Origin of the sequence: Paraburkholderia sp. RL18-085-BIA-A, assembly GCF_046027075.1 — a bacterium.
Classification (GTDB): domain Bacteria; phylum Pseudomonadota; class Gammaproteobacteria; order Burkholderiales; family Burkholderiaceae; genus Paraburkholderia.
In genome coordinates this window covers 19,363-39,608 of sequence record NZ_JARESU010000043.1, presented here as the reverse complement: position 1 = coordinate 39,608, position 20,246 = coordinate 19,363, and the positions used below count along the sequence as shown (strand labels likewise).

Annotated in this window: 12 protein-coding genes and 2 pseudogenes; 12 read left to right on the top strand and 2 right to left on the bottom strand. The window is 62.9% G+C overall.

What is annotated here, in order from left to right; genetic code table 11:
* Positions 1 to 159 precede the first annotated feature (159 nt).
* Positions 160 to 2,358 (bottom strand): CHAT domain-containing protein, encoded by a 2,199-nt coding sequence (locus tag P0D89_RS25995; RefSeq protein ID WP_408360635.1) that lies wholly within the window; start codon positions 2,356 to 2,358, stop codon positions 160 to 162.
* A 280-nt stretch (positions 2,359 to 2,638) separates the two neighbouring features.
* Here P0D89_RS25995 and tssJ point away from each other — a divergent pair, with 280 nt between their 5' ends.
* The 10 genes from tssJ to P0D89_RS25945 all read left to right on the top strand — a co-directional run bounded on the left by tssJ (position 2,639) and on the right by P0D89_RS25945 (position 17,867).
* Positions 2,639 to 3,169 carry a type VI secretion system lipoprotein TssJ gene (tssJ, locus tag P0D89_RS25990; RefSeq protein WP_408360632.1) on the top strand — a complete coding sequence of 177 codons (531 nt, stop codon included), beginning with the start codon at positions 2,639 to 2,641 and terminating at the stop codon, positions 3,167 to 3,169.
* A gap of 157 nt (positions 3,170 to 3,326) precedes the next feature.
* Positions 3,327 to 4,658 carry a type VI secretion system baseplate subunit TssK gene (tssK, locus tag P0D89_RS25985; protein WP_408360630.1) on the top strand — a complete coding sequence of 444 codons (1,332 nt, stop codon included), beginning with the start codon at positions 3,327 to 3,329 and terminating at the stop codon, positions 4,656 to 4,658.
* Between the two features lie 5 nt (positions 4,659 to 4,663).
* Positions 4,664 to 5,980 carry a DotU family type VI secretion system protein gene (locus tag P0D89_RS25980; protein ID WP_408360675.1) on the top strand — a complete coding sequence of 439 codons (1,317 nt, stop codon included), beginning with the start codon at positions 4,664 to 4,666 and terminating at the stop codon, positions 5,978 to 5,980.
* A gap of 32 nt (positions 5,981 to 6,012) precedes the next feature.
* Positions 6,013 to 9,636, top strand: coding sequence for a type VI secretion system membrane subunit TssM (gene tssM, locus P0D89_RS25975; protein ID WP_408360628.1), 3,624 nt, complete (start codon positions 6,013 to 6,015; stop codon positions 9,634 to 9,636).
* Positions 9,633 to 10,382, top strand: a complete 750-nt coding sequence (gene tagF / locus P0D89_RS25970) for a type VI secretion system-associated protein TagF (protein ID WP_408360625.1) — start codon at positions 9,633 to 9,635, stop codon at positions 10,380 to 10,382. Before tssM ends, tagF begins: the two co-directional genes overlap by 4 nt.
* Positions 10,379 to 12,262 (top strand): serine/threonine protein kinase, encoded by a 1,884-nt coding sequence (locus P0D89_RS25965; RefSeq protein ID WP_408360623.1) that lies wholly within the window; start codon positions 10,379 to 10,381, stop codon positions 12,260 to 12,262. The genes tagF and P0D89_RS25965 overlap by 4 nt, the downstream gene beginning before the upstream one ends.
* 69 nt (positions 12,263 to 12,331) lie before the next feature.
* Entirely contained in the window at positions 12,332 to 14,140 is a 1,809-nt protein-coding gene (mltA, locus tag P0D89_RS25960) for a murein transglycosylase A (RefSeq protein WP_408360621.1), read from the top strand.
* A 67-nt stretch (positions 14,141 to 14,207) separates the two neighbouring features.
* Positions 14,208 to 14,963: a hypothetical protein gene (locus tag P0D89_RS25955; RefSeq protein WP_408360619.1), complete on the top strand. Its 756-nt coding sequence runs from the start codon at positions 14,208 to 14,210 to the stop codon at positions 14,961 to 14,963.
* A gap of 660 nt (positions 14,964 to 15,623) precedes the next feature.
* Positions 15,624 to 16,406, top strand: coding sequence for a hypothetical protein (locus P0D89_RS25950; protein ID WP_408360617.1), 783 nt, complete (start codon positions 15,624 to 15,626; stop codon positions 16,404 to 16,406).
* Between the two features lie 336 nt (positions 16,407 to 16,742).
* The gene (locus P0D89_RS25945) at positions 16,743 to 17,867 is read left to right on the top strand and encodes a DUF2169 family type VI secretion system accessory protein (RefSeq protein WP_408360615.1); all 1,125 of its coding nucleotides are present in this window, start codon (positions 16,743 to 16,745) and stop codon (positions 17,865 to 17,867) included.
* Between the two features lie 13 nt (positions 17,868 to 17,880).
* On the opposite strand, the pseudogene P0D89_RS25940 reads toward P0D89_RS25945, so the two are convergent.
* A pseudogene (locus P0D89_RS25940) lies at positions 17,881 to 18,662 on the bottom strand (IS3 family transposase); the annotation flags it as partial.
* 329 nt (positions 18,663 to 18,991) lie between these two features.
* On the opposite strand from P0D89_RS25940, the pseudogene P0D89_RS25935 reads away from it, so the two are divergent.
* A pseudogene (locus P0D89_RS25935) lies at positions 18,992 to 19,210 on the top strand (DUF2169 domain-containing protein); the annotation flags it as partial.
* 8 nt (positions 19,211 to 19,218) lie between these two features.
* On the top strand, positions 19,219 to 20,244 hold the full coding sequence (locus P0D89_RS25930; protein ID WP_408377453.1) for a hypothetical protein: 1,026 nt from the start codon (positions 19,219 to 19,221) through the stop codon (positions 20,242 to 20,244).
* Positions 20,245 to 20,246 lie beyond the last annotated feature (2 nt).

The window sequence follows — 20,246 nt, the reverse complement described above, 5'->3', positions numbered from 1 at the left end:
GCCCCGGGGGGCTGTTGCGCCCAAGCTCCCGCGCCTATCGCGCACGCAAGTGTCACCGGCAGGCATCGCGCTGCGCATGTCAGCGTTTGACGCGGCGCGAGGCGCCGACGCCGGATCGAATAAGGCTTGAGGGGCATGGGCTTTTTCACGGGAGCGTTCTCATTGCGCCACGGAGAGGCGCCAGCCACCCATCAGGTCGAACGGGGCCCAATAGAACGGATGCGAAAACCTGCTGTTGGCAAGCACCGCCAGCTGCGCGTTGCGCATCGCATCGATCGCTTCGTCACCGCGTGTCAGCGACGCATAGAAGGTGCGCATCGTGAGCGCGGTCGATTCATCTGATACCGGCCACATCGAGACGATCAGTGCCGATGCGCCAGCGTAGAAAAAGGCCCGGGTAAAGCCCATGATCTCGTCGCCGCGTTCAACTCGCCCGAGCGCCGTCTCGCAAGCCGAGAGCGTAACAAGTGCGACCGCGTCGAACTTGAGGTTGTAAATATCCTCGGCGAGCAGAGAGTCAGGTCCGTCGGCCGGTTGCGACGCAGGCGCGAGCAGAATGCGCGAATGCAACGGATCGATGGTGTCGGCTTCGGCATGCGTCGCGACGTGCACGACGCGGCCTGTCGGCGCGTTGTTACTGAACGCAGTGCGGGTCACCGCGCTCTGCAGAAAAGTTTCTTCTCGGGTGAAAAGGGGCGCAATTCCGCGCACTTCCGCCTCGGCGCCCGGCAGATCGAATTCCGGCGTGATACGCGGATTGCCGAACGCGACCAGATCGCTCGCCACGCGTTGCTGCCGGTGCACGAGTTGCACTGCAACGCTAGCCGAAGGCGCGAGTGCAATCGGATGCCGTTGAATCAGAAAGCCCTGCTCGTTGCGCAACGCCTGAAACGGCATGTAATGCAGTGCTCCGTTGGGCACGATGATGAGCCGCTCGTTGGGCCGCAAGCCGAGGGGCTCGATCAGCAGCGTGTCGAGCCGGGTCCCGTAAGTGAGCGCCTGGGGACGTCCGCGAATGATTGCGTTGCGAAAATCGCTGACGGCCAGCGTCATGTCCTTGCGGGCGATCGGCAGTGTGATGCCCGTCAGACCGTCGGCGCGCACCACCCAAACGATCATCTCGCGCGGCAGGCTGTGAAACTCGACGATCGCCTCGTCTTGCCGCAGCGTTGCGCGCACCTCGTCGAGCAACAGCACACGGCCATTCAACTGCTGCGCGTCGACGCCGACAGCGAGACGATTACGCACCACGTCAAGCAGCGCGCGCCCGCGACTGCGCTCCGACAAGGTCCACGCAGTGGCGTAGTCGCCGTCCTCGACGACGAGCGCGATGGTTTCCTCGAACACCGTCTGCGTATCGGCAAAGAGCCCCGTCTTGAACTCGTCGCTGCGAAAGCGGGCGCGGATCGTCTCGGAGTCGTCGAGTGCCTGCATCCATGCCGCTCGTGCCTGCGCACGCTCGCCGAGAGCGAAATAGGCTCGGCCCATGCCCTCGTGTGCCCACAGGTTCTCATAGCTCGCATCTCCCCCCTTGCTCTTCACGACGCCGGCTGCGAACGCGGCGAGCGCTTCCTGAGGCTTGCCTTCGGCGAGCAGAAGATTGCCCTGGATCCGGCGATAGAACGGTGCGAGCACGGAATCCTGCGCAGCACTCGCCTGATCGAAGGTTGCTCGCGCCGCGGTGGCATCGCCGGCTTCGATCTGCGCGTTGGTCATCGAGAGCAGCACGAGTGGGCGGTAGCGCGGCGAGGCCGTGGCGAGCGCGGCTCGATACTCGCTGATCGCAGTGGCGGGATCCGACTTGCGTGCGGCGATGTCGCCAAGCACTTTGTGCGCGGGCGCGAGGACCTGCTCGGGGTTTTTCACGCCAGCCGCGAGCGCTTCGTTGGCATAGCGTTGGGCGTCGTCGAGGTCGCCCGCATAGCTATAGACGATCGCGAGGTCGCGCTTCGAGAGCGCGAGCAAGTCAACGTTGTCGGTCTGTTGCGCGACAAGCAATGCGCGTGAGGCAGCCTCGATGCTTGCCCTGAATTCGCCGCGTTCCGCGGCCGCGACCGCCATACTGCAGTAGGCGTAGCCGTCGAGCTTGACCTGGTCGCGCTCGAGCAGCAGACGGCCTTCTTTCGATAGTGACTGGATCGTTTCGGCGTCGCGGGCCCTGGCTTCTGCCTGTCTTGCAGCGGGCGTGAGCGGCGCATCCTGGGCCGATGCGTTTGGGATAACGGCGAGCAAAGCGAGCAGGCCGGCGATCACGCCCAAACTCGAAACGATAGCGCGCCACGCCGTCACCGCCCATTGGCCAGGGGCGGCAGCAGTGGGCCAGCGTCGAGCCACCCGGACATGCTGGAAAGGATTCACGAGCAATTCCGTCGGAAATAGTGGAACGACAGCCGTCGGACAGGTGCACACGAGACATCGTATTTCCCAGCCGCCCGGCATCGACCGTGCTGCTGTTCGGATAGACGAATCAGTCGGCCAAATTTAAAAATGCCGCCAGCCGATTCGTCTCTTAGCCAACCCTGCCAGGGCGGATAGGGACTGCTTGAGCGCCGCGGCCTTATGTGCTTGAGGTGCCTGGGGTGTCTCCTGTCAAGCCTTGAGCGCATTGCGGCGAGTCTGATCGGGACGGGGAAACGCCATGCCAGGTATCGATTCGACTGCCGGTCGCCGTGCCGGAGCGTCGCGCTTATTCGCACCGGGGTTTGCGCGTTCGTCTTTGCCTGTGCTGGGTTTCTCGGCCATGCTGATGCTGAGCGCGGCCTGCAAGGCGCCACCGCCGCCCCCGCCAACCGCAGTAAAAATCAGCGTGGCCGTGCTCGCCTCGGCGAACCCGGATAGCAGCGGACGTCCGTCACCAGTCCTTGTTCGCGTCTATGAACTGAAATCGACCGCCGCATTCGATAGTGCCGACTTCTTCACGCTATACGGGAAGGACCAGGCGACGCTTGGCGCTGACCTGAACGCAAAGAGCGAGTTCCTGCTGCGCCCTGGAGAAAACCGGAGTCTCGAACAGACTGTCCAGCCCGGCACGAAATTCATTGGGGTCGTCGCGGCGTATCGCGACATTGAACGCTCGCGCTGGCGCGCCACTGCCCCGGTGCCACCGAACAGGACGACGCCACTTGCCGTGAAGGTCGGCGCCGCTGACGTCGTGATCGGGCCACCTTGAGTACTATCGAGGTGACGGGCCTGGTGCGCCGAAAAGCAGGGGCGTTTGCAAATTTCCTGCCGATCAATCGTTTTTAAGGGTGGGCGCGCCGCAGGGCGACGTACGCCCGCGAAACCTTCCACGCCGTGCGAGGCGTTGCCTATCACTGCGAGCCACCATGACCTGGCACCAACGAATGATCTGGTCCGAGGGGTTGTTCCTGGAACCCCAGCATTTTCAGCAGCACGACCGCTTCGTCGAACATCTGGTCCGCTCGCACGGCCGGGCGACCGAAGCGTGGTCGTGGGGCTGGGTCGCGTACGCACTCGACGAGGTCGCGCTGGGTCTCGGCAAGATTGCGATTGCATCGGCGTTCGGCGTGCTGCCCGACGGCATGTCGTTCTCGTTTCCCGACGAGGCGCCCGTGCCTCCACCGCTTGACGTGCCAGCCAGCACGCGCGACGAAGTGGTGATGCTGGCGTTGCCGCTGTCGCGCAATGGCGCGAAGGAATTCGACGTGGAAGGCGGTCCCGCAGACGGCCTGCGCTACCTGGCAGTCGATACCACTGTCGTTGATATCACCACCAGTACCGACCGTGTGGCTGAGATGCGGGTCGGCATGCCAAATCTGCGACTAATGCTCGCGCACGAGGCCACCGATGCCTACGCGACGATCGGCATCGCCCGCGTCGTCGAACGGCGCGCGGATAATCGCGTGCTGCTCGACCCCCGCTACATCCCTCCGATGCTCCACGCGCTCGCCCAACCACAACTGCTTGGCTACGTGCAGGAACTTGCAGGCCTTTTGCATCAGCATGCCGACCGGCTCGCCGCGCGCCTCTCGAAGCCCGGACGCGGCGGAGTCGCCGAGGTCGCCGACTTCCTGCTGCTGCAAACGCTGAACCGCTTCGAACCGCAATTCGTCCACCTGCTACACGTGCCGCTGCTGCATCCCGAGCGCGCCTATCAGCTAGCCATCGCGCTGGCAGGCGACCTCGCCACCTTCGACGAACGCCGGCGTACGCTCGCGTATCCGCCGTATCGCCATGACGACCTCGAAGGGTCGTTCGAGCCGGTGATGCGGGAATTACGTCAGCTCCTCTCGCAGGTGCGCGAACCGGACGCCGTCGCCATCGAATTGCAGTTGCACAAGTCCGGCGTGCGCGTGGCGACGATCAACGATCTGGAACTCTTGAAGAAAGCCGGCTTCGTGCTCGCGGTCAACGCGCAGATGCCGGGAGAAACGCTGCGTGTGCGCTTTCCGACTCAGGCCAAGCTCGCTCCCGCCGACCGCCTTCGCGATCTCGTCAATCTGGCAATGCCCGGAATCGGCTTGCGCGCGATGCCGATGGCTCCGCGGCAAATTCCGTTTCATGCGGGCTTCAACTATTTCGAACTCGATCGCGGCTGCGATCTCTGGAAAGAGCTCGAACAGACCGGCAACCTTGCGATGTATATCGCCGGTGAGTTTCCCGGCATCGAACTGGAATTCTGGGCGATTCGCCAGTGACCGCCATGACGAGCGACGATCCGTTTGCAGGCTTCGAGTCCGATCAGACCATGATCAAGCCGAACCCCGGCGCGCGCCGGCGTCCGGACGGAGCCGCCGCGGCTTTGCCGACCGACGCGGCCGGAAGCGGTGGCGCGAAGTCCACGCTCGATGCCGTTTTCGCCGCATCGGTGGAAGGCAGCTCGCTGAATCCGCTGGTCGCCGCGTGCGCGCCACTGCTGCGTGTCGCCGCGCAGATTCGCGCGATGACATCCTGCGCCGACTCTAGCGCGCTGCGCGACGCGCTCGCGCGCGGCATCCGCCGCTTCGAGGCCCAGGCGCGCGCCAGCGGTGTCGTCACGGAGCATGTCACGGCGGCGCGCTACATCATCTGCACCATGCTCGACGAGGCGGCATCGGGTACGCCGTGGGGCGCCGGCGTCTGGGCGCGCCAGAGTCTTCTCGTCACGTTTCACAACGAGACGTGGGGCGGCGAGAAGGTGTTCCAGCTACTCGCGCGGCTCGCGCAGAAACCGGCGCAATACCTGCAATTGCTCGAACTGATGAACGTCGTGATGGCGCTCGGTTTCGAAGGCCGCTATCGCATCTCGGGCGACGGCCGCCAGAAACTCGATGCGGTGCGCGAACGCCTCCATGAGTTGATCCGCAAGGAGTGCGGTGAACCGGAGCGCGCCCTGTCGCCTCACTGGCGCGGCGTCGCGGCGGCGCGCAACCATGTTACCGAAATGCTGCCAGTCTGGGTGGTGGGCGCTTTCGCGCTGCTGGTGCTCGCCGTGGCTTATCTCTCCATGAGCTTCAACCTGGGGCGCCTGTCGGACCCCGCATTCGATACGATCGCGTCGATCCGCGCAGGCGCGACCCGCCCAATCGTCATTACGCCGGCCGCAAAACCAAGGCTAGCCGAGTTCCTCGCGCCGGAAATCCGCGATGGTCTCGTCACGGTGAGCGATCAGGTCGATCGCTCAGTCATCACGATTCGCGGCGACGGCATCTTCAAGGCCGGCAGCGCGGCTGTCTCCGATCGGGTGAAGCCGCTGATCCAGCGCATCGCAGCGGCGCTCAACGCGGTACCGGGCAACGTGCTCGTCACCGGCCACACCGACGATCAGCCGATCCGCTCGGCGCGTTATCCGTCGAACTGGGAACTGTCGCAGGACCGCGCCGCGAATGTGCGCGACCTGCTCGCGGCGACCGTCGCGCCCGCCCGACTGAAGGCCGAAGGCAAGGGAGACGCCGACCCGGTCGCGCCCAACGACACGCCTGCCGGCCGGGCTCTCAACCGACGCGTGGAAGTCACGCTATTCGCGAAGCCCGGCGCGTGACCCGGCCATAGCAAACGACAGCGGATCTCGACATGAAGAAAATCCTGTCGATCGTGTTCCATCCGATCCTGCTGCTGATCGTGGGCGTGCTGCTGATCGCAGCCGTCATCTGGCTCGTTGGCCCACTCATCTCGATCGCACGCACCTACCCGCTCGAATCGGAGACCACGCGTTTCATCGCGATCGGCTGCGTCGTACTGCTGGTGATCTTGCGGCGGCTATTCGCGGCCTGGCGCGCCAGACACACCCAGGCGGCGCTCGCCGACGGGCTCGCCGTGCGCACGGCACCTGCTCGAGAGACACCGCCCGCGCCAGGCGATGCCGAGGTTGCGACACTGAACGAGCGCTTCGACGAAGCGCTTTCGATCCTGCGACAGGCACGCGTCACGGCATCGGGCAGGAAACCAGGCTGGCGCGACTGGCTGGCGCTTTCGTCCCGGCAGTATCTGTATCAGTTGCCGTGGTACATGTTCATAGGCGCGCCCGGCTCTGGCAAGACCACCGCGCTGATCCACTCTGGCTTGCGCTTTCCGCTCGCGGACCGCTTCGGGACGAACCGGATCAAGGGTGTCGGCGGCACGCGGAATTGCGACTGGTGGTTCACTGAGGAAGCCGTGCTGATCGATACGGCGGGCCGTTACACGACGCACGAAAGCGACCGCGAGGCGGACCGTGCAGCGTGGCAGGGTTTTCTGGGCCTGCTCAAGAAAACGCGACCGCGCCAGCCGATCAACGGTGTGCTGCTCACGGTGAGCGTGTCCGACCTACTCTGCTCGACACCGGCGAGCCTCGAGGAGATGGGCGCCGCGCTGCGCGCCCGCGTTCGCGAGTTGACCGAGCAGTTCGGCGCACGCTTTCCGATCTACGTGCTCGTGACCAAGATCGATCTGCTCGCCGGCTTCGCCGAATTTTTCGCCGATATGACCAAGGAGGATCGCGAGCAAGTCTTCGGCTTCACGCTGCCTTATCAACCCGGCGCACCCGATCCCGCGAAGACGTTCGATGCGCGCGTCGTCGAGGAACTCGACGCGCTGGAAGCGCGGCTTGTCGCGCGCATGCCCGAGCGGCTCCACGCGGAAACGGGCTTGCCGCAGCGCGCGGCCATCTTCGGTTTTCCGCAGCAGTTTTCAGCGCTCAAGCCCGTCCTCGCGGAATTCCTGCGTGCGACCTTTGTCCAGTCGCGTCACGACGATGCCCCGTTCGTGCGCGGCGTCTATTTCACGAGCGGCACGCAGGAGGGAACGCCCATCGACCGCGTGATGGGATCGCTTGCGCGCGCGTTCGGCGTCGAGCGCAGCGTGCCGCCGCCACGCCAGGCAAGCGGGCGCAGCTTCTTCATCGAGAAGCTGCTCAGCGAGGTCGTGTTCGCCGAGCAGGGGCTGGCCGGTTCGAATCTCAAGTGGGCTCGGCGACGGCACCTGCGGCGGCTGGCCGCCTACGCAGCCATCACGGTCGCCGCAGCCGGCGCGCTCACGCTCTGGGGCACGAGCTACTTGCGCAATCGCGCTTATGTGGCAAGCGTCGACCAGGCCGCGCGCGCGGCGCAGGCCACCGCGGCAGGCACGACCTCCGCGAATGCGAGTCTGGTGGCGCTGCTGCCGTTGCTATCCTCGGTGCGCAATCTTGCAACGACCGCGCAGGTCGACGCACGGCGCCCGCCGCTCTCGATGCAATGGGGACTGTGGCAAGGACGCAAGCTCGACGCCGCATCTGACCTGGCCTATCAGCGTCTGTTGAACGACCTGTTTTTGCCGAAGCTCGCGGCACGGATCGAGGAACAGGCGCGCAGCGCGAATGCGGCCAACACGGGCTACGCCTACGAAGCGCTAAAGGCCTATCTGATGCTCAACGAACCCGAGCATCAGGATGCCGATGCCCTTAAGGCCTGGATAGTGACCGACTGGGACCGCACCTTGCCTCGCGAGGTCGGCAACGACGAGCGCGCGGCGTTGAGCGCTCATCTCGACGCGCTGCTCGCGCGCGGAGCGGTGCATTCGAACCTGCCATTCGATGAAAGCGTCGTCAGGCAGTTGCGCACCATGCTCGCGTCGAATCCGCTGGCACAGCGGGTCTACGGACGACTCAAGCAGCAGGGGGTGGGCGCGGATTTTCCCGAGTTCACCGTGGCGCGCGCGGGCGGCCCGAACGCACCGATCGTGTTCGTGCGCGCGAGCGGCGCGCCGCTCACGCAGGGGGTGCCGGGCCTCTACTCCTTCGACGGCTATCACCAGGCATTCCTCAAGGCGATCGACCAGGTCGCCTTGCAACTGGCGTCGGAGGAGCCGTGGGTGCTCGGCATTCGCGACCAGAGCGGCCTGCCGCGCGGCGATCCGGCCGCCATGCAGCGCCTGACTGAAGACGTGCGCCTGCTCTACCTGCAAGATTACGCGCGCATCTGGAGCGCGTTTCTCGGCGACATCCGCATTGTCCGGGCGACGACGCTCCCGCAGGCCGTGCAGATCGCGCGCATTCTCTCCGCGCCGGACTCTCCGCTCGCGGCGCTCGCGCGCGCCGCATCACGCGAGACCACGCTCGGCGCGAAGCCCGCGGGAGAAGCAAGCGTTGTCGACAAGGCCAATGACAAACTCACCGCTGCGCGCGACAAGCTGATGAAGATCATCGGCGAGCCCGACCCGACGAAGATCGCGCCCGTGGCATCGGGCAACCGCCTGGAGAGCATTGTCGACGACCGCTTCACGGGCCTGCGTGCGCTGGTGGCCAGTCCCGGTGACGGACAGCCCCCTCCGATCACGCAGACCATCGGGCTGATCAACGATATGTACGTGTACTTGAACGCCACCGACCAGGCGCTGCAGCAGAAAACCGCACCACCCGCCTCCGACGTGCCGTCGAAGCTGCGAGCGCAGGCGGAACGAATGCCCGAGCCGATCCGCGCGGCGCTCGTCGATCTCGGTAGCGCTGGCGCGGTCGAGACGCAGGACGCGCGACGCGCGAATCTCTCCGCCGACCTGAAGGAGTCGATCTCCGCGTTCTGCAATCGCGCCGTGACCGGACGCTACCCGTTCAAACAAGCGTCGACTAGCGACGTGCTGCCCGAAGACTTCGGCGCACTCTTTGCCCCCGGCGGCAAGTTCGACAATTTCTTCCAGAAGAACCTCGCGGCCGAGGTCGACATGTCCACCAAGCCGTGGGCCTTCAAGAAGGTCGACGATTCACAGGTGCAGATCAATCCGGCCGGCCTCGCGCAATTCCAGCGAGCCGCAACGATACGCGACGTTTTTTTTCACGCCGGAGGCAAGGCGCCGTCGCTGACGTTGCAGTTCAAGCCGGTGGAAATGGATGCATCAATCCTGCAGTTCTCGCTCGATGTGGACGGACAGGTACTGAGCTACGCGCATGGCCCGCAGGTCGCGACGACCATTCAGTGGCCCGGCACGCGCGGCAGCGGACGTGTGAGCCTGCAACTGACGCCACCGCCGACGAGCGCAGCGGGCAACCTCATGTTCGAGGGGCCATGGGCTCTGTTTCGCATGTTCGACCAGTTGGATATCGAGCCCACGTCGCAGCCGGAGCGCTTCTTCGTGACCTTCAATGTGGAGGGGCGCAAAGCGCGCTTCGAGGTCACGGCGAACAGCGTGGAAAATCCGTTCCGCCTCGCCGACCTGCACGCCTTCTCCTGTCCGGCGCAGCTATGAACGACGCGCTTGAGCCTGAGCCCTCACCGGCAAGTGTTGCCGAAGCCGCCGTCGCCGGCTGGTACGGCAAGCTGCCGTCGCTTGGCGACTTCGCCACGCGGCGCCTCTCCAGCGCATTCGTCGACGCTTGGGACTCGTGGCTTTGCGAACGTCTTGCCGAAACGAAATTGCGACTGGGCGAGCGCTGGCTCTCCGTTTATCTCACCTGCCCGGTCTGGCACTTCTTCGCCATGCCGGGCGCGATCGCCCCTGAACTGCGTGAATGCTGGACTGGCGTATTGATGGCATCGGTCGACCGCGTCGGGCGGCATTTTCCGCTCACGATTGCCGCGGCCCTACCCCGTGTACCGGCGACCGGCAGCGAGATCGACGTGATCTGGCAATGGCTCGGCGGGATCGAGAAGGTGGCGCTCGCCGCACTCGATTTCGATTACACGATCGAGCGGTTCGACACGCAACTCGCCGGTCTGCCGATGCCCACAATGATGGGCTGGGAACAGTTGGCCCCTCTATTGAGCACGTCGTGGACTGCGTCGTCTTGCGCCGAGTTCTCCACGCAACTGGCAAAACAGCTCGCACCGGTCTGGCAAACCGAAATTCACGGCATGAGCCTCTGGAGCACCGAGCAACGCGCGCACGACAAGCCGGAGGGCGAACCGGCGGAACGCAAATTCACGATCTGGCCAAGCTGCGGAATGCCAGATAACGAACTCTTCACCGACATGCTGCTGAATCGAGAACCATGACCGAGCCTGGCAACGTCCCGGACATTCCTGACCAACCGCCGCCTGAGAGTGACAGAACGGTCATCGTCAGCGCCGCGCGGGCCAGCGCGAATCCATCTTCGGCAGCGACGACTGCAGTTGGCGGACACAACACCTTGCCGCCCGGCACTCGACTCGGCGAATTCGAAATCGTGGGCCTAGTAGGCGAAGGCGGCTTCGGCATCGTGTATCTCGCCTACGACACATCACTCGGCCGGCAGGTCGCGCTGAAGGAGTACATGCCTTCGGCACTCGCATCGCGGGTGAGCGCCACCGAGGTGCAGGTGAAATCCGAGCGGCACGAGGGCACGTTCCGCGCAGGTTTGAAGAGCTTCATTAACGAAGCGCGCATTCTCGCGCAGTTTGATCATCACTCGCTCGTCAAGGTGTATCGCTTCTGGGAGGCGAATGGCACCGCGTACATGGTCATGCCGTACTACAAGGGCGCGACGCTCAAGGAGGCGCTCAAGGCAATGGGTAAGCCGCCCGACGAGCGCTGGCTGGCAACCCTGCTCGCGCCGTTGCTCGACGCGCTCACGGTACTGCATACGTCGAATTGCTATCACCGGGACATCGCGCCCGACAACATCATCCTGCTCGAAGGCAGCGAGCGTCCCGTGCTGCTGGATTTTGGCGCGGCACGCCGCGTCATCGGCGACATGACGCAGGCTCTCACCGTGATCCTCAAACCGGGCTATGCGCCGATCGAACAGTACGCCGAGGTGCCGTCTCTCAAGCAGGGAGCGTGGAGCGATCAATATGCGCTCGCGGCGGTCGTGTACTTCGCGATCGTCGGCAGGACGCCACCGCCTGCGGTCGGACGGATGGTGAGCGACAACTACCAACCGCTCGAAAAGCTCGCTGCCGGACGATACTCGGGGCGCTTTTTGCGAGCCGTCGATCACGCGCTCGCCGTGATGCCCGCCGACCGGCCGCAGACCGCGCGGCAGTTCGCCGACGAACTCGGCATCGCGCTGGAGGGATCACCGCCGCACGCCGGACGGCTCCCCGAACAGACCAGAATGTCCTCCCGCTCCGGGGGCGATTTGCAGCCGGCTTCGTCAAGTCGGCGCGTCGTGTGGTTCGGCGTGGCCGCTGTGATGCTCGCGGCTGCGGGCATCGGAACGTGGTTGTTGTACGAGCGCGCGCCGAGCCCTGCCCGTGGCCCCGCACAATCGGCGGCCGCGCCCGGCACATCGAAAGCGGTTCCGTTGGCTACGCCGGAAGCGGCGTCGGCTACTCACGTCGAGCCGCCCGTGGCGAGCGGCGCGACGGCGAACCCATCGATATCGTCCAACGCATCGCCGCAGTCTTCGCCGTTACCAGCTTTGCCGCCCTTCACCGCACCCGCCGAACTCGCCCGCATCGCGGCCCTCGCCGACCCTGCAATCCAGGTCAAGGTCGATCTCCCGGTGCCGCGCGCGGTGGTCAACCGAGACAAACTCCGCTTCTCGCTGACGAGTGACCGCGCTGGTTATGTTTATGTGTTCGTGGTGGATCCCGCCGATCAGTACCTGCAGCTTTTTCCCAACGAGCTTGACCACGACAACCAGATCGCACCCGGCAAGCGGCTCGTTTTGCCGCGTCCCACCTGGCCGATGCTCGCGGGAGAACCGCTTGGGGAGAATCATTTCGTCGCGATTGTCTCGCTTGCACCGCGCGACTTTTCTGAACTCGGCCTGACGCACGATTCCGTGTTTGCGAGCCTGCCGCGCTCCGCGCAGGAAGCCGCCGCCGCGAGGCGCACCCCGACTTCGTCGCCGTTCGCCGGTACGGCCCAATGCAGCGAAGCGAACTCGCCGTGTCCGCAACAGTATGGGGCAGCCACCTTCAAAATCGATGTCGTGAAATCGTCTAAGTAGCGGGACTGTCTCAGGCGCGGGCGCGGCCGGCCCGGACGCGAAACGGATCGCCGCAGGACGAGGACAATCATGGTTACCACACGGACCTGCCATGCCACGCTCGCCGGCATGCTGTGCGCGGTACTGATCGGCTGCAGCAGCTCGCAGCCGCCGCAGACGGCCGGGCAGGACTCCCGGGAGGGCGCGGGGTCACGGGCCGATGTGAATGCGTCATCGCAACTGACGCCCGCCGTCGGTGCTGACGCCGGCGTCGCATACCCGCTCGGAGGCACGCCGTCGTCGGAACTCGCAGGCACCGCTTCGGCCTTCGCGACGCGTAACGCGATCTATCAACCCGTGCGTTTCACCGACTTGCCTGGCTGGGGCAGCGACGACGTCGAGCAGTCGTGGGAGGCGTTCAAGCGCAGTTGCGCGGTACTAGCCGGCAAGCCAGGCTGGTCGGCGCCCTGCACGGCTGCGCGCAGCGTCGATGCACGGAACGCCGCGTCGGTGCGGCGCTTCTTCGAGCAGAATTTCACCGTCTATCAAATCCGCAACGTCGACAAAAGCGCCAGCGGCTTGCTCACCGGCTACTACGAACCGACACTCAACGGCAGCCGCAAGCGTGGCGGGCCCTATGTGTACCCGGTTTATGGCGTGCCCCGCGATATGCTGTTTCTCGATCAGCGACGCCTGCCACCGGGCGCGCGGGATTCGGCGATCGCCGCGCGCATCGAAGAGCGCAACGTCATTCCGCTCTCCTCAGTCTCGAGCGGAAATCTAAAAGGAGTCTATGCGCTGGAATTAGGCAACAGCGTGCCCGACATTCGCGACAAGAAGCTTCGCCTGCGGCTGGCCGGCAACCACATCGTGCCGTACTATTCGCGTGCCGAGATCGAGCGCGGTCACTTGAATGCGCCGGTCCTTGCGTATGTCGAGGACCCCGCCATGCTCTATTCGATGCAACTGCAGGGGGCCGGACGGATCCGCATGCCTGACGGGTCGATTCTGCGGCTTGCGTATGCCGAGCAGAATGGCTTCGCATTCAATCCACCCATCGCGAACGCGAGCACGAAGGGGCGTAAGATTCTCGTGCGCGGCGTTGAAATCGACATGGAAGAAGGCGCGGTGAATGCGGATGCCTCGGTCGGTGGCGGCGTCCCGGCAGACGATGTGCCGCAATCACCGTTGCTGCGCAATGCGGGCGCGAGCGGGAGCCCGAACGCTGCCGGAACGGACGACACGGGCGTGAGTGCTGCCGATGATGGAGCGACTTCACCGCTTCTGCGCGGCTTCAATCTCGTCCAGGGGGCCAAACCTGCGGTCCACCCCGAGCGTGCGAGCATGTCCGGCAGTGCGGGCCAGCCGAACGCCCCGCAGGTCCAGCAAACCGCGCAGGCGCCAGCGGACCCTGGCAGTAGTCAAGCGCTGTCGGGCAAGCCCATCAACTACCTGTTCGCGACGTCAGACCCGAGCTACGTATTTTTTAGAACGATTCCCGATTCGACAAACGGTCCGATCGGCGCGCTAGGCGTACCACTTTCGGCAGGAAGGTCGGCCGCAATCGATCCGCGCACGACGCCGCTCGGCGCACCCGTGTTTGTCAGCACTGCCGAAACGCCACCGGGTGCTCCGCCGATGACGCGTCTTCTGATGGCGCAGGATGCGGGCGGCGCGATACGCGGCCCCGTGCGTGTCGACTTCTTTTTTGGCTCTGGACCTCAGGCACAGGTACAGGCCAGCAAAACCCGACAACCCGCGCAAATGTGGGTATTGCTACCCAACGGACTCAAGATCGCCGCCAAGGAGTCACGTGTACGCGTGCGCGGTGCAGCGGTTGCGCCAACGCTCGATTGCGTCGTGAACGACCCCGACCTGTGCGTCGAGAGCGGGCAGTAATACTGACTGTCGGCGACGGGTCGCGCAGCTTTGCCCCCTCTCGCGTGAATTTCGGAGCACACCTCATATGGGTCAATACAACGTCCTGATAGCCTTGCCGACCTACCGTGACGAAGTGCACATCAACTTCGCGTTTTCACTCGTCAACACGACGCGAGCCCTGACCGAAGCCGGGGCGCAGTACCAGATGATGCATGTCGGGTCATCTCACATCACCCGTGCCCGCAATCTCTTCGCGAACTATTTTATGGAGCACGAAAAATTGACTCACCTCCTGTTTCTCGACGCCGACATGCACTTTCCGGCGGAAGCAGTGGTGAAACTGCTTATGGCTAACAGGAGCGTCGCCGGTGTTGCGTACCCATACCGACGCGTCGACCTGAACCGGCGGATCGACCCGACGGACAACGGCCTCTCGATGCGTGACTGGCTGGAAAAACACGCGGACTACACCGTGCAGGTCAAAAGCAATCATGACGGCCACGCCCAGGTCGTCGACGGCTTTGTCGAAGCCGAACATATCGGCACCGGCATTATGCTCGTCCAGCGCGACGCATTCGAGTCGGCGATGCCTTTCGCTACGCGTTTCGGACCACCGGAACAATATAGATCGGTCGTTCCCAGCGGCAACTTTTATGGCTTCTTCGACACGATCGAGGAACACGGCGCGTACCTGTCGGAGGATCTTTCCTTCTGCCATCGCGCGCGTCTCGGCGGCTGCACGATCTGGGCGCTCGTCGATCAGACGGTGGTGCATTACGGTGCATCGGAAGTCGCCGGGCAATACTTGCGAGCGCTGATGTTGCGCGGCAACGTCAATTAGGTGTGGGCAGTTTGTACCTGCGCGTTCGCAGACGACCGAGACTGTGTGAAAACACGTGTTGAATGTGATCTTCAAAAAAATCGACCCGTCAGATCGCGCTGTATTGGTTTGGTAGCAACTCGGGAAGGGTAAAGCGACACCCGAAAACTGAGTACTTTTGCGTTTTCACACGGCCTCGACCCTCCGTATCCAAACGGACTACCCAAGGCGTATTGCGTGGAGGACGTTGCAAAAAGAACTTTTGGCACTGCTCGCTCAAACGAGTGGCGGATATTCGCTAGCGTCGCGATAGAGGGACAGGCGACTACCGGACCGATCAACAGCGACTGATCGTGCGCTCTGACCAAGCCGCCTCTGCCGCGCGCCACGGCCAGGTGCTCCCGGCGGGCAGACGCAAACCAGCTGCGGATCTTGTGGCGATGGACGAAAAAGCGAATCGACTTGCGGCTTCATCGGTGCCGCTGCGTTCGCAGACATTTCGATCATCACGTCAACATTCATGAAATTTTTCTTAAGCTCGTCCTCTGACTGAGCGGCGGGCAATCGCATTTGCGTCGCCGCAACTCTTTTTGAAACTATCCGCTGATTGATCTGGAAAAAGCCGTCTCTTACGACAATACTTCTCTCATAACTTCCATGAGACCTGCGAGGAGACTTGTCATGGAAATAACAGCAAGAAGTGCAATGGGTCGAGGGCAGGAGACATCCATTCTTTCGGATTTGTGGCGCAGACGTACGCATCTTTCGGGCGAGGAAATGGCCATGATGTATAGCCTCGTGATCGGCGCGCTGCGCCCTTACCACCCGCTCGAATTGCAATCGCTCAGGGAAGACAAGGAAGAACTGGTTGCACAATTCATCTATGCGAAGGTGCTTCGCCTTGAACCCGGGCATACCTATTCGAACGCCTGTGCCGAGAGCGCGCCGTCAAGCAACTATGCAGTCTGCGCTTACTTCAGGCGGTATCTGATTGATTGCTTGCGAAGTGCCCGGCATCAGCACGATGTTTCCATAGAGATCGATGGGATCGGACAGGAAGTGGATGAACACGCGCGGGCCCTCGACGATCCGATTGAATCCGTATTGATGCAATATGGACTCGACGAACCCGGTGTGCGCCATCTTGCGCGAAAATTCATCAATAGCCTTGATCATCACGAGAGAGTTGTGCTGGCAGGTTCTCTGGGATGGTGTTCAGGTTGCAAGGGTGGGCTGTCGGGAATAGCGGAGCGCCATCGAGTGCCTTCATATCACTATCGAGCGGTGAAGCTCGGTGTCACGCTGAAAAAGTCAGCCCGTCCAGCAGATTTTGCCGAGACCAAAATTGGCAGGTGGTTGAGTGAAGTGGTCGGGATCAAGATAGCGACGGAGAACCGGACTGTCATATTGCTGATTCTCAATCTGCTGGGTGCTGAGTCCAGTGAGCAAGGCTGCTTGGGGTGATTTGCGCAAGGCTGCGTTCGCCATCAGTGAGCGTAGTGATTTTGCATTGCATTCGGTGTTGATCTGCGAGCCTTGACCCAAACACCTTGTCGGGCGAACAAATGGGCGCGCGAGACCAGGCTGCTCGCGACCATTGAAGCAGAACCAAAATATCAGAAAGGTCAGTGCTCATGTGGCAAGGAGAACGCCGAGGTGGGCTGCAGCGTTTATATTGATGATGATACTTTCATGGAGTGCGGAATCAACGTGCGTTGGTGATAAAAGCTCTGGAGATTGTTCGTTTAACTCATGGTGATCCTGTCACGTTGGATACCCGCCGCATAGCAGGATGCAACTTTGGAATTTGTCGACGACTTTATGGAACTGATCAACGCCACCCGCATGATTGCCGGCTACACCATGGGTCTGGAACCCAGTGGGCGCGAATTGCTGGTCGTAGTCATCAAAGGGACGTTCCGCTTTCCTCGATCTGGCGAACCACCCGGACACGTTGCGTTGCATGATGAGCAAATGCCGCTGGTGTTGGCCGATACTTTCACGGGTGAGCCAGGGCTTTCGGCCCCCGTCTATGAGGTGGACTTTGCACCGAAAAAGCCGCGCTGCGATGTCCTTCTACTGGGAAGTGCGTACGCCCCAAGCGGACGACCTGTCACGCGCGTAGAGGTGGAGATGCGTCTGGGAAACTGGAGCAAGCGCTTCGCCGTAGTAGGGTCGCGCCACTGGGAATGCAGGGCGCTCAACGTGACGGCATCGCCGCCAGGCTTGTTTGTGAAACAACCTCTTTCCTATGACGTCGCGTTTGGCGGAACAGATCTCCGGCATGAAGATCCGTCGGAGCACGCTGCGTTCATGCCTAATCCAGTCGGCCGCGGATTCCACAAGCACATCAAGATGAGTTGGGTCGATGGCACGCCTTTGCCACTCACCGAAGAGATCGGCCACGGTGTGCGTGACCTGGCCGGAAGCTACAGACCGATGGCCTTCGGCCCCGTGGGGCGCGGATGGTCCACGCGATCCTGCTTTGCCGGTACCTATGACGACGAGTGGCTGGAAAAGCACTTTCCATTTCTGCCACCGGATTTCGATGAACAGTATTTCCAGGCGGCGCCAGTCGATCAACAGGTTCCGCTGAAGTTCTTTCAGAATGCCCCCGTCGACGTAACGCTGGCAAACCTCACGCCTGACGGCGTCGCTCACTTCACTATTCCGCACCTGATCGCGCCTGTGCATGTGTTTCCCAAACGCGGTGAGCGTGAGGACTACACCGCCGCGCTGGACACCGTGGTAGTCGAGCCCGACGCGCAGCGCTTCAGTCTCAGCTGGCGCGTGGCGAGGCCGATCAGGAAGAACTTCTTCGAGATTGCGCAGGTGCTCGTTGGCAAGAAGGGTACGGAATGGTGGCAACAGCGTGAGCAGCTCGCCTTCCCGATTCCAGTGGTGATGGTTCCGATGTCTCGGTAAGCGGCTGAATCAGCATGAGTGGCCGGCTGAACAGGTCGATGACGACCGCCGGGTAGACCCAGCCTTCGGCTGTCGCCAGATAGGTAATATCGCTCGTCCAGACTTGGTTCGGGGCCGACGCTGTGAAGTTGCGCTCCAGCAGATTAGGCGCCACCGGCAGGTTGTGATTCGAGTTCGTCGTCGCGATGTACTTGCGCTTGTGCCGTGCACGGATGCCATGCTGTGCCATCAGCTTGCGAACGCGCTCCTTGCCGACGCGTACCCCGCGTGCAACCAGTTCCTTCGACATGCGCGGCCAGCCATATTCGCCCTAGACCTGCGCGTGAATGGCCTTGATGTGCGCGAGCAGGGCATCGTTGCTTACGCGGCGTCTGTGCGGCTTGTCGCCGCCGGTGCGCCGCTGGCGCTGATGATATCCGCTGGGGTTGACTTCCAGCGCTTCACACAGGACTGAGACTGGCCACCAGTGGTGTCGATTCCGGTCAATGAACGCGCACTTCACATCGACTCCTTCGCGAAGTACGCTGCGGCTTTTTTTAAAATATCTCGCTCCATCTTCAGACGAGCCACTTCCGCACGCAATCGCGCCAGTTCCATCTGTTCTGGACTGACCGGCTTTGCGCCGGCTCCGGCCAGCTTGCCTTCCCGGTCAGCCTTCACTCAGTTGTACAGCGTCTGTTCAACCACACCCAGTGTCGCCGCCACCGCCGTCATGCTTTGCCCGGCCTTGACCAGCCGCACCGCTTCCAGTTCGAATTCGAGCGTGTACTGCGCCCGCTTTGCCTTGCCTGTCATTGTTTTTCTCCTTGCGTGAGTTTACCTGCTCAGCAAGGGATTCGATTTACGGGGGCAACCTCACGCCACATCCTGCCGCAAGAGAAACTCGCAGCGGTTTTCAATCGACATCCACTCCAATCGTCTTAAGGGCGTGGCGTCCGCAGAACAGGCATGAACGCCAAAATTTATGTGGCAGCCGCATCAGAGAGGCCGTGAACCAAATGCGACTGGAGAGATGGGATGAGAGGAAGTGACTTCGTGGATTCGATCGACGCAGGCGAGTCACCGTCGGTGGCACCTCAGAATAGCGAGGGAGTTCGTATGGGCAAGTTGGCACCGGCAAACCCGGCTTTTCAGCACCATTTGAAGAGGTCGATTTCGTGCCCAGCAAGTCGCACTGCGATGTCCTTCTGCAGGGCGGCGCCTATGCTCCCGGCGGCCGGCAGGCAAGGCGCGTGTCTGTCGGCTTGCGCGTCGGCACCATGACGAAAAGCTTCGCCGTTGTCGGCGACCGACGATGGACGGCGCGCGTCGCCCGCGTCGGTCTCTTGCCGGACAGATCGTAAGTGTAGCCATGTCCGATCGATCGATTGCGATCCTCAACACCGGTCTCGTCACGAGCGTGGGCCTGTCTGCGCCCGCTGCCTGCGCCGCGCTCCGCGCTAAGATCAGCAATCCCACTGAGACGCGCTTCATCGATTCCAACGGCGAGTGGATCATGGCTCACCAAGTCAGCCTCCACCCGCCGTCGTACGGGCTGAACAAGCTCGCCCGGATGACAGCCATGGCCATCTCTGAAGTACTTGATAGCGCACTCAAAACTGAGTGGGACCGACTGCCGGTGATCCTGTGCGTCGCCGAACTGGATCGGCCTGGCCGAACGCAAGGTCTGGAAGATGCGTTATTCGAACAGATCCAGTCTGAACTCGGAGTGCGCTTTGCCGCTTCATCAGCAATTGTGCCGCACGGCCGCGTCAGCGTGGCCATTGCGCTGACGCGGGCACGTGCATTGGTTCACGAGTCAAAGGCCGCTCGCGTCGTGATCGCCGCCGTCGACAGCCTATTGTCTTGGCCTACGGTCAGCCATTATGAGCAGCACGACCGCTTGCTCACCTCCGCCCACTCGGACGGCTTCATGCCCGGGGAAGCCGCTGGCGCGTTGCTCTTAGGGGCGCCTGGTGAGCGCACCGGCGAGTTGCTTTGCACTGGTATCGGCTACGGCCGCGAGCCAGCCCACGTCAACAGTGAGGAGCCGCTGCGAGCAGAGGGATTGTCGCAAGCCATCGAAGCCGCACTGGCCGATGCCGAGCGCAAGTTGCATGAGATCGACTTTCGGATAACGGACAGTTCAGGCGAGCAATATTACTTCAAGGAAGCGACCCTCGCACTGTCGCGCGTGCTGCGGGTTCGCAAGCAGGAATTCGACATTTGGCATCCGGCGGAGTGCACCGGCGAGATCGGTGCTGCATCGGGAGTTTCGATGCTCTCGGCCGCCAAGGCTGCCTGCGAGAAGCGCTATGCGAACGGTTCGAATATCCTGATTCACATGTCCAACGATGCGGGGCAGCGTGCAGCGCTGGTATTGCGGTACCAGGGATAGAG

What these genes read in the sequence shown, in the direction of transcription:
- tssJ (WP_408360632.1), top strand. Translation starts at nt 2,639, where the DNA reads ATGCCAGGTATCGATTCGACTGCCGGTCGCCGTGCCGGAGCGTCGCGC.
- tssK (WP_408360630.1), top strand. Translation starts at nt 3,327, where the DNA reads ATGACCTGGCACCAACGAATGATCTGGTCCGAGGGGTTGTTCCTGGAA.
- P0D89_RS25980 (WP_408360675.1), top strand. Translation starts at nt 4,664, where the DNA reads ATGACGAGCGACGATCCGTTTGCAGGCTTCGAGTCCGATCAGACCATG.
- tssM (WP_408360628.1), top strand. Translation starts at nt 6,013, where the DNA reads ATGAAGAAAATCCTGTCGATCGTGTTCCATCCGATCCTGCTGCTGATC.
- tagF (WP_408360625.1), top strand. Translation starts at nt 9,633, where the DNA reads ATGAACGACGCGCTTGAGCCTGAGCCCTCACCGGCAAGTGTTGCCGAA.
- P0D89_RS25965 (WP_408360623.1), top strand. Translation starts at nt 10,379, where the DNA reads ATGACCGAGCCTGGCAACGTCCCGGACATTCCTGACCAACCGCCGCCT.
- mltA (WP_408360621.1), top strand. Translation starts at nt 12,332, where the DNA reads ATGGTTACCACACGGACCTGCCATGCCACGCTCGCCGGCATGCTGTGC.
- P0D89_RS25955 (WP_408360619.1), top strand. Translation starts at nt 14,208, where the DNA reads ATGGGTCAATACAACGTCCTGATAGCCTTGCCGACCTACCGTGACGAA.
- P0D89_RS25950 (WP_408360617.1), top strand. Translation starts at nt 15,624, where the DNA reads ATGGAAATAACAGCAAGAAGTGCAATGGGTCGAGGGCAGGAGACATCC.
- P0D89_RS25930 (WP_408377453.1), top strand. Translation starts at nt 19,219, where the DNA reads ATGTCCGATCGATCGATTGCGATCCTCAACACCGGTCTCGTCACGAGC.